Source organism: Novosphingobium sp. Leaf2, from assembly GCF_001421325.1.
Taxonomy (GTDB): domain Bacteria; phylum Pseudomonadota; class Alphaproteobacteria; order Sphingomonadales; family Sphingomonadaceae; genus Novosphingobium.
In genome coordinates this window covers 275,026-286,147 of the sequence record NZ_LMJY01000017.1, presented here as the reverse complement: position 1 = coordinate 286,147, position 11,122 = coordinate 275,026, and the positions used below count along the sequence as shown (strand labels likewise).

Annotated in this window: 11 protein-coding genes and 1 tRNA gene; 4 read left to right on the top strand and 8 right to left on the bottom strand. The window is 63.8% G+C overall.

The annotated features are described in order from the left end of the window. Both ASE49_RS13055 and ASE49_RS13050 read left to right on the top strand, forming a co-directional pair. Positions 1-281, top strand: a 281-nt coding sequence (locus ASE49_RS13055) for an IS5/IS1182 family transposase (protein ID WP_056773178.1), incomplete at its 5' end; no start/stop codon positions are given. A gap of 337 nt (positions 282-618) precedes the next feature. Continuing rightward, positions 619-1,002: a helix-turn-helix domain-containing protein gene (locus ASE49_RS13050; RefSeq protein WP_200922040.1), complete on the top strand. Its 384-nt coding sequence runs from the start codon at positions 619-621 to the stop codon at positions 1,000-1,002. Positions 1,003-1,195: 193 nt separating this feature from the next. On the opposite strand, the gene ASE49_RS13045 is transcribed toward ASE49_RS13050, so the two are convergent. The 5 genes from ASE49_RS13045 to ASE49_RS13025 form a co-directional block, all read right to left on the bottom strand. Next, positions 1,196-2,314, bottom strand: a complete 1,119-nt coding sequence (locus tag ASE49_RS13045) for a pectinesterase family protein (RefSeq protein ID WP_082456463.1) — start codon at positions 2,312-2,314, stop codon at positions 1,196-1,198. Continuing rightward, the gene (locus ASE49_RS13040) at positions 2,311-3,285 is read right to left on the bottom strand and encodes an alpha/beta hydrolase (protein ID WP_235522985.1); all 975 of its coding nucleotides are present in this window, start codon (positions 3,283-3,285) and stop codon (positions 2,311-2,313) included. Before ASE49_RS13040 ends, ASE49_RS13045 begins: the two co-directional genes overlap by 4 nt. 67 nt (positions 3,286-3,352) lie before the next feature. Beyond that, a complete protein-coding gene (locus tag ASE49_RS13035; RefSeq protein WP_056773172.1) occupies positions 3,353-6,412 on the bottom strand; it encodes a TonB-dependent receptor in 3,060 nt (1,019 codons plus the stop codon). Positions 6,413-6,535: 123 nt separating this feature from the next. Further along, positions 6,536-7,516, bottom strand: a complete 981-nt coding sequence (locus tag ASE49_RS13030) for a FecR family protein (RefSeq protein WP_056773170.1) — start codon at positions 7,514-7,516, stop codon at positions 6,536-6,538. Then, on the bottom strand, positions 7,510-8,181 hold the full coding sequence (locus ASE49_RS13025; RefSeq protein WP_235522984.1) for an RNA polymerase sigma factor: 672 nt from the start codon (positions 8,179-8,181) through the stop codon (positions 7,510-7,512). The genes ASE49_RS13030 and ASE49_RS13025 overlap by 7 nt, the downstream gene beginning before the upstream one ends. Positions 8,182-8,248: 67 nt before the next feature. Here ASE49_RS13025 and ASE49_RS13020 point away from each other — a divergent pair, with 67 nt between their 5' ends. Further along, a complete protein-coding gene (locus ASE49_RS13020; protein WP_200922038.1) occupies positions 8,249-8,857 on the top strand; it encodes a hypothetical protein in 609 nt (202 codons plus the stop codon). Positions 8,858-8,874: 17 nt separating this feature from the next. Here ASE49_RS13020 and ASE49_RS13015 read toward each other — a convergent pair. The 3 genes from ASE49_RS13015 to dcd form a co-directional block, all read right to left on the bottom strand. Continuing rightward, positions 8,875-8,950 (bottom strand) — tRNA-Val (locus tag ASE49_RS13015). 96 nt (positions 8,951-9,046) lie between these two features. Then, the gene (locus ASE49_RS13010; protein ID WP_056773156.1) at positions 9,047-9,628 is read right to left on the bottom strand and encodes a DoxX family protein; all 582 of its coding nucleotides are present in this window, start codon (positions 9,626-9,628) and stop codon (positions 9,047-9,049) included. A 66-nt stretch (positions 9,629-9,694) separates the two neighbouring features. Beyond that, positions 9,695-10,249, bottom strand: coding sequence for a dCTP deaminase (gene dcd / locus ASE49_RS13005; protein WP_056773153.1), 555 nt, complete (start codon positions 10,247-10,249; stop codon positions 9,695-9,697). Positions 10,250-10,382: 133 nt separating this feature from the next. Between dcd and ASE49_RS13000 the strand changes: the two genes are divergently transcribed. Then, on the top strand, positions 10,383-11,105 hold the full coding sequence (locus tag ASE49_RS13000) for a tetratricopeptide repeat protein (protein WP_082456462.1): 723 nt from the start codon (positions 10,383-10,385) through the stop codon (positions 11,103-11,105). The last annotated feature ends 17 nt before the right edge of the window (positions 11,106-11,122 follow it).

Sequence of the window (11,122 nt, the reverse complement as noted above, 5' to 3'; positions counted from 1 at the left end):
TTCCCGAAAGCGCTACTCTCCTGGGCGACAAGGGTTATGACAGCACCGCCATCCGCGAGGCGGCTGCGGCCAGGAACATCTGGGCAAACATTCCCAACCGTTCCAACCGCAAGCAACGCTTCGGATTCTCGTCGTGGCTCTACCGCCAGCGCAATCTCGTCGAACGTTTCTTCAATCGCATCAAGCAGTTCCGCGGCATCGCCACTCGATACGAAAAGGATGCTGCCAACTATCTCGCTGCCATCAAGCTCATCTGCGTGCGACTGTGGTGCAATGCGTAATGAGTCCGCGCCCTANAGGCGTCCTGCTCGTCATCGCCGATATCGCCACTCGATACGAAAAGGATGCTGCCAACTATCTCGCTGCCATCAAGCTCATCTGCGTGCGACTGTGGTGCAATGCGTAATGAGTCCGCGCCCTAGTTAGCGTAGCCAACTCGGCTTGTTCCATCGTCGAGCACACCAATCTGCCATTCAACCGCTTGGCCGGGTTGGTACAGCAAGTCTTTCACCTTCGGCTCTGCTCGGATCGCTTTTTGCGCCGCTAACGCCGCTTGATCGGGCTTGCTTACGTCGGCGTTGGCGGGGTCTGGGGGGCATTAATTTTGACGCTAGCAAATTGGAAGGTGAAGATTGCCAGAACAGCAATGCCGATGAGAATAAAAATCAGTCTCCGAGCCAAGCCAATTCTCCTGCAAATATCCCAAAATGGGATATACTAAAACAGGTTCTAGGCCTCGACACAATGTCGCGGTCGGTTTTCTCCGAGCCCTATGGGGCGTTTCTGCAGGCCCTGATCGAGGGCCGAAGGACAGCGCAGTTACGCCAAGTGGATTTGGCCGACCGCCTTGGAAAGCCTCAATCCTTTGTCTCTAAATACGAAAACGGCGAACGACGGCTGGACGTGGTGGAGTTTCTGGCGATCGCAAAACTGTTAGGCCTTGACCCGCACAACCTGATCGATCGGCTCTCCGCTAGCGTAGATGCGGGATCAGACATCTGATTTCGCAGCGGAGAAAGCGGTTGTTACCGACCCTTCTCGGTCATTGAGCAGCGGAATTTCCGTTCCCAAGTGCGGTCGGTCTGCTTTGGCATTCTGGATAGCAAAAGTTGACCGTTTGTGTTCTGGCAGGTTTCGGGGGGGGGAAGCCTGCGGTTACCCGGATGGTCTCAAATCAAGCGGCGTTAGAGGGGGGTCAATACTGTGATGTTGGAATGGTCCACCCTGCAATGTCGCGCCAGTTCTTTTTGATGTCCTTCCCAGGTTTCCATCTCATGCCGATATCGCGTGACTTTGCGCCGGGGCCGTGCGAGCCGGTTTCCCAGAAGCGCGAGTCCTGCGGGCGAAACACCTGCGTTGGGGTGCCGTCGCGCGCGGTGCCGTTCATCGTTGTCCAGTGATCCGGGTGGATGTGGCGGTCCATGAAGCAGTCGATGAACGAGACCTGCCCGATCGCTTCGGGATCGGCATAGCGCCCGTCTGCGAACTTCGTGGTCGGGTGCCAAGGCCGGGCGAGCGCCACCGCTCCGTCCGGCACGCCGTCCTCGCGGGTCAGGCGCGAGCGGTAGATGACGATGCCGTGTTCCTGCGAAGAGGGCGTGGAAGGCGCGGCGATAAAGGACTGGAACTCGCCCGGTACGTGGGGCGCGGCGCGGCGGCGGGAGCGGATCTCGCTATCCTCGATCAGCAGCTGGCCGTTGCCAAAGATGAAGTCGATGTTGCCCGCAATCAGGCTGCGCTTCACCAGCGCGCGGCCGCCGTTGGCAAAAAGCGTATCCTGATAGCCCAGCAGCGCCACGCCATCGAGCCGCACCCGGTCGCTGCCGGTATCGAGCAGCAGCGCCAGAGCCTGCGGGTTCCTGATCTGCGCCTCCGCGGTCAGGGCGTCGTTGGCGAGGTAATCGTACGTGTTCTCGACCGTGAGGCCCGAGACGATCACATCCTTCGCATTGATCGTCAGCGTCGCCGATCCCGGCGTGCCCCATCCGGCACGGTGATAGCGCCCGGCAGTCTGCGCGACTTCGCCGAAATGCAGGCGCGTGGCTGCGACGCCGCTGCCGATAAGGCGCACCCGGTTGCGCGCGATGACGGGTTTTTCGGCATAGTCCCCCGGCGCGACGCGGATGGTGATCCACCGCCCCGAAGTATCGCGCGCGGCGGCATCGAGCGCGCGCTGGAGCGCGGTGTAGCACGGCAAGGCGCTGGCCTCGCACGAGGGGCGCACGGCATATTCGTCCGGGGCAGTCTTGTCCGGCGCTGCGGCGGCGAAGGCGCTGGCGGGCAACAGTGCGGCGATGAGAGGCAGGTATCTCATATAGAAGCGCCCTCCGGCAGCGCGGACAGGAAGGTGTCGATCTCCTGCGCGACTTGCGGCAGCCACGGCTCGAAAAGCCAGAAATCGTGCGGGGCGTTGCTGAACGCATGGAAGCGGTGCGCGATGCCATGGCGCTTCAGATCGGCAAGCACGGCGTCCTTGCCCTCGGTGAAGCGGGGGATACCGCTGGAGACGATCAGCGTCGGCGGGGATTTCGCGCCGACATGGCTAGCCGCGCTCGCCTCGCGCCACTTCGCGGCGGCATGTTCGTAGGACCCGCCCAGCCAGCGCCCGGCAGCGGACGTATCGCCTGCGGCATTCTCGAACGAGAGCGCGGAGGCGGTGGTGAAATCGAGCACGCCGTCGAGGTCGACCAGCGCATTGGCGGTGCGCCCGGCACCCGGCCCGAACAGCCCGGACGGCCCGGCATAGGCAAGCAGCGCGGCCATCTGCCCACCCGAGGACGCGCCGCCCACCGCGATGTGCGCTGGATCGAGGCCGAACTCGACGGCATGGTCACGCGCCCACGCTAACGCATCGCCGATGTCGCTCATCCCGGCCGGATATGGCGCTTCGACGGAGAGGCGGAATTCGGGGAGGAAAACGGTATAGCCACGCTGCGCCAGCAGGCTTGCCAGCGCGTAGAAGTGGGACTTGTTGCCCGCCTGCCAGCCGCCGCCGTGGACGAGGACGATGCCCTGCCGTCTGGCCGCGCCGACGGGGCGGAACACGTCGATATGCAGGTCGCGGGTGCCGGTGTTCTTGTAGGGCCGGTCGAATAGCACCGACTGGCCCTGGCCGAACGTCACGCCTGGCCAGGCGATGCCGGGGTACTGCCCTTGGTAGCGGACGAAGCGCTGGCCGATGGTATAACTGTCGTCCACCTCGCGCGCGTTTGCCGGCCCCTCGAACAGACCCCACATCAGGCTTCCGGCGAGCAGCAGGCCCGCCATGCGCTTGCCAATCGACACTCGGTACACTCCCCAAACGAAAAAGAGGGCCGCTGCCGGAGGGGTTGGCAGCGGCCCTTGAAGGTTGTCAGAATTGATAGCGCGCGCCGACGAACCACTGCGCGCCGGTTTTCGAGAATTCGCGCACGAGGTACTGCGTGCCGTCGCCGGTGCCGTAGATGCGCTCCTTCTCGTTGGTGATGTTGATCCCCTGCAAGTTGAGGCTGAGGCGCTTGGTCAGGTTGTAGTAGGCTGAAAAGTCCACCTGCGTCGGACCGTACTTGCGCTCCTGCACATGGCCGTTGCCGCCCGGTTCGCTCAGGAGGTAGTCGTCGCGCTTGTTGATCGACAGGCGCAGACCGAGGTTACCGGTGTCATAATAGGCCGTGAAATTGTACGAATTGGGCGACAGGCCCGTGGAATCGCGCGCGGTCACATGGGTGTAGTTGGACGCGATGCCGAAGTATGACAGCGCGCCTGGCAGGAACGTGAACGGCACGTTGAGCGTCGCTTCCAGTCCCTTCACGCTGTTGCCGTTCGCTGAGTTGACGGTGCTGTAGAACGTGTACTGCGCTGTCGCCGGGTCTGCCTGGTACGATGGGTCGTAGCGCGGGTCAGCGTAGATCGCAGCCCAGTATTCCTGCGGGACCGACTGCTGCACCACAGAGGTGGTCAGCGAACTGATGATGTTCTTCTTGAACACACCCACCGCGAACAGGCCGCCCTTGCTGAAGTACCACTCGAAGCCGAGGTCGAAGTCGTTCGACAGGTAGGGCTTCAGCGCCGGGTTGCCCAAGTTGCTGACGGTGCGCGTGGTGTACTCGAACACGGGCGCGGCGATGTTGAGCGAGGCGAGGCCCGGCCGCGTCATCGAACGAGCATAAGCGAAGCGTGCTACGAGGTCGGGCGTGATGTTCAGCGCCGCGTTGAACGAAGGCAGGAAGTTGTCGTAATGCCGCTTCACGTCGACCGGCGATCCGGAGATAACCGCGCTCGATTCCACGTCCGTGCGCACCCAGCGCGCGCCGCCGTCGAGGCGCAGGATCATGGAACCGATGTCGATCTCGCCGGTCACTTCGCCGTAGCCGCCGGTGGTCTTTTCAACCACCTCCCAGCCAGCCGCGACGTTGGTGGTGTAGTTGCCCGAGATCAGGCCGGAGGAGCCGATCTTGTCGAAATCCATCACCGCGAAAGTCGGCAGCCCACCCGAGACCACGCCGCTGCCGAAATGGCTGTAGGGGAAGCTGGTCATGTAGTCGGCGGGATCGAACGTCGGGAGGTCACCCTGTGCCTCGGAATAGCGCACGAGGCGGCGGTTGTAGGCGAAGCCTGCCTGCGCGGTGAAGCGTCCCTGCGTGAAGGTGGCGTTGGTCTTGGCCGTGAAATTGTCCTTCACTACGTTGTTCAGGCGGTTGGCGGGGGTTGTAGCATTGATGAAGTTGTTTGGATCGTTGGGATCGTAGGACCCGTAATCGACCTTGGCGACGTCCTTGCTGTCCGAATAGTCGTAGGCATAGTAGTGCGGGATCGAGCGGGCGTAAAAACGCAGTTCGGTGCGGTCAGCGGTGTCGCGTGCCTTGCCGACCATGGCGTCAATCTTAAGGTTGCTCGCCACCTCGTAGTCGCCCGAGAACACGAACTGGCGGAACTTGGACGTCGAGGTCTGGTGGCGGCTTTCGTACCACGAGGTCACGTCGTCGAAGGCGGCAGCGACCAACTGCTTGCCGTCAGGCGCGACGGTGAAGGACAGCGGGGTCTGGCCCACGAAGTTGCCCGGGGTGCCGTGAGTAAGCAGCCATTCCATCGAGTTGTAGCTGTAGCGGTCGTTGTCGAGCTGCGAGTAGAGCGCGTCGAAGCTGAGCGTCAGCCCGTCGATCGGCTTGGCCTGGATCGAGCCGGTCAGGCCGAGGCGTTTCTGGTTGTTGCCGAAGAAGTCCGCGCGCGGCAGGCGTGGCGCCCACAGGCAGTCGAGACGGTCGGCGGCGCCGCAGTTCTCGGGCGTGCCGGTGACGGTGGGGTTGGTGTCCGCCCAGCTGTCACCGTTCACGTAGGGCGATGTCCAGCGCACGCTGGAAAAGCCTTCCTGATAGACCGTCCGCTTTGAATAGGCGGCGGAGAACAGCACGCCAATCTTGTCGTCGGCGAAAGTGTCGGAGATCATCACGGTGGCGCGCGGATCGACCTTGCGCGTCATCGTGTTGTACCCGCCCTGTGCCGAGCCGACCATGTGGAAGCCCTTGAAATCGAAAGGCTTGGCCGAATAGAGATCGACCGTGCCGGCGATGCCCCCTTCCTCGATCGAGGCGCGCTGGGTCTTCTGCACATCGATGCGGTTGAACAGTTCGGACGCGAAGACGTGGAAATCAAACGCACGGCCTGCGTTGATGGTGAAGCCGCCGGAATCTAGGCCGTCGCTGCTCGCGGGCACTTCCATCCCGTTCAGCGTCGTGCGGGTGAAGTCCGGAGAGAAGCCGCGCAGGGTGATGTTGCGACCCTCGCCACCCTCGCGGGAGATCGCGACGCCAGGCAGGCGCTGGATCGATTCCGAAAGGTTGAGGTCGGGCATCTTGGCCATGTCCTCGGCCATGATGGTTTCGGTGAGGTTCACCGCGCGACGCTTCAGGTCCTGCGCTTTGGCGAGACTGCCGCGAAAGCCGGTGACGAGGATTTCGGTCCCGTTCGCCGGTTCGTCGGGTGTTTCGGCATCGGGTGCGGAACGCACGGCGGAACCGCCGGTGCTTTCCTGCGCGGCAGGTGCGGCAGGTGCAGCGGTGAGGCTGGTCAGCGTCATCGCGCGCGGCGTGTTCGCGGAAATCGTGGTCGACGGCGTTCCGGCGCGGGCGACGACGGCGTAGGAGCCCGGCCCGGTACGCTTGGCGACGAGGCGGGTGCCCGCCAGCAGCCGCGCCAATGCCTCGTCGACGCTCATCTCGCCGCGCACGGCATTGGTGCGCACCGTCTGCGTCAGCCGCCGTGCGGCGATGATCTGTATGTCACCCTGCCGCCCAAGCTGGGTGATCGCGGTTTCGGCAGGCTGCGCCTCGATCGCGAACTTGCGCGTCTGGGCGGCGGCCTGCACCGGCGACGATATCGTGCATACGATCGCGGCAGACGTGAACAACGCGCCCCGCAGCGTGGAAATCTTCATGATCCCTCCCAATTCCCCTGTCCGACGGACTTTTTTCCGCCTGTGTTTTTCAAGAGACCTGCTGCTGTGAAATCCTTCCGGGGGAAAGTGAAAAAATTTGCGCGGATCAGGATTTTCGTGCGGCTACTCCCCGCTTCCCTCGATCCGGATCAGCGCCGGGTTGCTGGTGTCCACCGATACGCCAAGGCCTGCCTTCACGGCGGCCGCGAAACCTTCGGGATCGTTGACCCGGAACAGACCGTCCAGCTGCTCGCGCGCCACGCGGGGGTCGGCGATGATGATCTGGCGGCTGTTGTAGCGGTTGAACTCGTCCGCCGCGTCGTAGAGCGTGCGCCCGTCGAGGTCGATCATCCCGCCGCGCCATGCCAGCGCCCGGTCGACCGAAGAGGAAATGCCGGTCTCGTAATCGATCACCGCATGGGCGCTCATCATCGCGCGGTCGCCCGCCTCCAGACGCATGCGCAGCCCGCGGTCGCCCTCGGCCCAAGTCTCGACGATGCCTTCGGTGACGAGGATTTCCACCCCCGTCTCGCGCCGCCGCACCGAGAAGGCGGTGCCCACCGCGCGCACGCGCACGTCGCCCGCCGCGACTACGAAGGGGCGTTTCGCGTCCTTAGCGACCTCGAACCATGCCTCGCCCTGCCGCAAGTCGATCTCGCGGGCCTGCGGTGCCATCGCCACGGTCAAGTCGCTGCCCGAATTCATCGTCATCACCGAGCCGTCCGGCAGTGGCAGCCGCCGGATCTCGCCCAGCCGCGTGGTGTAGGCGGCCGGGGTCTGCATCCAGCGCCAGCCCGTGAAGGCCAGCGCCGCAGATGCCGCCATCCCGGCCATCACACCGCGTCGCCCCCAGCGGGTCAAGGAGCCGGAAGCCGTCGCGACCTCGGGTTTGGCTTCGTCGATTTCGGCCGGGGCGTTCTGCGCTGCGGGCGTCAGCGCCAGCCAGTGCGCCTGTACCTGCAGCAGCAGGCCCTGGCGCAGCGGATCGGCGTCCAGCCATGCCTGCAGTTCGGCTTCGTCCGTCGCGCTCCAGGTGTCGGCGTCCATACGGGCGACGAACTGCGCGGCTTCGTCGCGAACCCTTTCGGCAGCGGCGGTCACCATCGGCCTCCCTCCTGCGCAGAGGCCCGTAGTTCGGAGGCGCGCATGCGGTCTTCGCCCAGCGCCTCGACGCTCAGCCAAGCGTCGCGGATGGCGCGCACCCCGGTCCAGACCTGTTTCTCCACCGCCTTCTCGGTCATGCCGAGATGCGTGGCGATCTCTTTCTGGCTCCAGCCCTCGATCTTGCGCAGTTCAACCACGCGGCGGCAGCGTTCGGGCAGAGCGGCAATGATCACCATAACCCGCTCGTAGCTCATCCGGCTGGCGGCCTGTTCCTCGGGCGAAGGGGTCCTGTCGTCGCGCCAAGTCTCAATCTCGCTGACGGCCTCGAACACCACCACCTGCTGGCGCTTGAGGCGGCGCAGCATCAGATTGCGGGCGATCGCCGACATGTAGGCGACCGGCTGGTCGATGTGATCAACCGAAGGCAGCATGGCTATCCGGCAGTAGGCTTCCTGCATAACTTCGTCGATATCCTCGGGCGAGAGGCGCGAACGCGCGAGCCAGCGGCGGATGCGCGCCTCATGCGGCATGATCTCGCGCGCGACCCAGACCGCGATCCGGCGCCTCCGGGCAGGCTCGCCGCCTGCTCCTGTTGCGTCTGCCTCTCTTGGCGTGACACCCTCCTTCACCGGATCTGTGCCGAGATTGAATTCCCGTTCTGGCATGTAGGAGACCCGGTGAGGAAGATTCCTTCTGCTAAACTGAATTTTTTTCCGGAAGGCGGCGGTTCGGGTGACCCCGGCTCAGTTGGGCGCGATCGTCGCCTTCGCGGATCACGAGCCCGACGTGCAGGCGTGGATATGGCTGATGATTGGCACCGCCGGCCGCCCTGACGCGCTGCTGGCCTTCAACCCGGCGGGCCAGTGGCGCGGTGAGGTGGCTGACCTGCACCCGGCAGACTGGCCGCGGACCGACAAGCGGAACCCCATCGTGCCGGTGATCGAGCCGCTCCAGAAGCTGTTCGCCGTGTGGCCCGGCGCGGCACCGGTGAAGTCGCGCAAGATCTGGTGGCGCACGATGCGCTCGAAGCTGGAACTGCCGACTGCCGTTATCCAGAAGAAGATCCGCCCCACCTTCGCGACCTACCTTCGCGGCCAGGCGGTACCGGGCGAGCAGATCAGCGCCCTACTCGGGCACAAGGACAAGGACGACACGCCGGAGAGCACCAGCGACATCTATGCCCACGTCGACCCGCTGAAAATGAAGGCGACGAATCGGGCGCTGACCAAACTGTGGGCGCAGGTGGAGCGCGAGGCGACCCGTTGGCGTGCTGGCCATTTGCTGACCATTACCGCCGACAACAACAAAATCCTCACCACCCGGAAGGGTGGGAGGCCTTGAATTACGTGTGTTTTGGATGGTGGGCGGTGAGGGGCTCGAACCCCCGACCCTCTCGGTGTAAACGAGATGCTCTACCAACTGAGCTAACCGCCCGGCATGCCGGAGCGGCGCTATTGCTGCGATTCGCCGCAAACGTCAATGGGGCGACGCGCTTTGCATCGCCCCATCAAAGATTGGGGTTTGGTCAGCTTACCAGTCAAACCAGCGACGGCGACGGACTTCGGGAACGCCATCGTGGTTTACGTCAGTAACGACGGTGCGCGGTTCGTAAGCCGCAGTGGTGGTGGCGACGCCGCCCTGTTCGAGTGCTTCGGCGCGGGCTTCGGCGCGGGCAGCGCGAAGTTCGGCGTCATGCACGCGCTCTTCAGCGGTGCGCGCGGCAACTTCACCGCGGCGCTGGCTGCGGATTGCGTAGTAGTGGCTCCACATGTGGCTGTGCGCGAAGGCAAGAGCGAGGCCACCGATGATGGCGAGGTTCTTGAGCGCTTCGATCCGCTGATCCGAATCACCGATCTGCGAATGAAAGAACAGGATCGTGAGCGCCACGAAGCCGATCAGCAGGACCGATACCAGCCGAACCATGAAACCGGCGGCAAGGCACAACCCGGCGATCAGCTCAAACAGCGCCGCCGGCAGCGCGAACTGCGCGGAAAGCCCGTGCGAAGCCATATAGGCCTGGGTCGAGGAAAGGTCTGCCAGCTTGCCCGCGCCGGACAAGATGAAGATGATGGCGATCAGAATGCGCCCGATTATGGCGGCTATCTTCGACACTGCACGTCTCCCGGCCTGTTTATCTGATGCGAAGAGAAGTGACCGTACCGGCCCTTTGTTCCCGCATCACAGGCGCGGCAGCGTAACCCCTTGCTGGCCCATGTATTTACCGGCCCGATCGGCATAGCTGGTTTCGCACGGTTCGTTCCCCTTCAGGAACAGGAACTGACATGCGCCCTCGTTGGCATAGATCTTGGCGGGCAGCGGCGTGGTGTTCGAAAACTCCAGCGTAACGTGTCCTTCCCAGCCCGGCTCCAGCGGCGTGACGTTCACGATGATTCCACAGCGCGCATAGGTACTTTTGCCAAGGCAGATTACCAGCACGTCACGCGGGACGCGGAAGTATTCAACCGTACGGGCCAGCGCGAAGGAATTGGGCGGGATCACGCACACGTCCGTCGTGCGATCGACGAAGGAGTTTTCGTCGAAGTTCTTGGGATCCACCACCGCCGAGTTCACGTTGGTGAAGATCTTGAACTCCGGCGCGACGCGCGCGTCGTAGCCGTAGGACGACAGCCCGTAGGAAATGCAACCGTCCCGCCGCTGCGCTTCCACGAACGGCGTGATCATGCCGTGCTCCTGCGCCTGTGTACGGATCCATTTGTCGCTGAGGATAGACATGGCGGGCGTGATTGCCCAACCGCGCCCCGCGAACAAGAGTGCGGGTGGATTTGTCCACCAATCGCAAAACCGGTTGCCGAACGCCGTCACCGGCCTACTGTGCCCGGGACTGACGAGCCGGGGGGTTACGTGAATGAGAAAGTCCGTCCTGACCGCAATCGCGATGAACCTTGCCGCGACGGCTCTGCCCGTCCTGGCCGAAACCGCGCCCGCCACCGCGGCCAGTCCCACCGCCGATGCCGACATGGCGCTGGTGCAGAAAGCCGCCGGCCTCATCGCGCAAAAGCAGTCTGCACAGGCGCTCACGATGCTGGCGCCGATGCTCACCCGGTTCGATGCACAGATCGCACAGGCACGGTCCGAACGCGTGGTATTCTGCGGTCCCAACGCGCAGGAGGCACTCCTGTATCTCGTGTCGGCGGCGCAGCAGAAACGCTCTGCCGTGGTGCTGGGCCCGGAAGTGTGCGAGGCGTATTTCACCAAATCCTATGCGCTGGTGGAACTGGGCCGCAAGGCGGAAGCGCTGGCGGCGCTGGAGCAGCTCACCGCCCTGGCACCAAAGCACGCCCACTATTTCATCGAACTGGGCTTTAGCTATCGCGCCGCCGGGCAGAACGACAAGGCGATGGCGGCGTATCGCGCAGCGCTCGATTATGCGGAACTGGCCCCGGACGATGCGAGCAGGAAGCAGATGCGGGCGGGCGCGCGGCGCGGCATCGGCTACATGCTGGTGGAGCAAAGCGATCTCAAGGGTGCACGCGAGGCGTATCAGGCATCGCTGCAGGACGATCCGGACAGCCCCGTCGCCAAGTCCGAGCTGGCGTTTATCCAGCAACAGCAACAACAGACGCAATGATGGCCTTATGGGTCGTT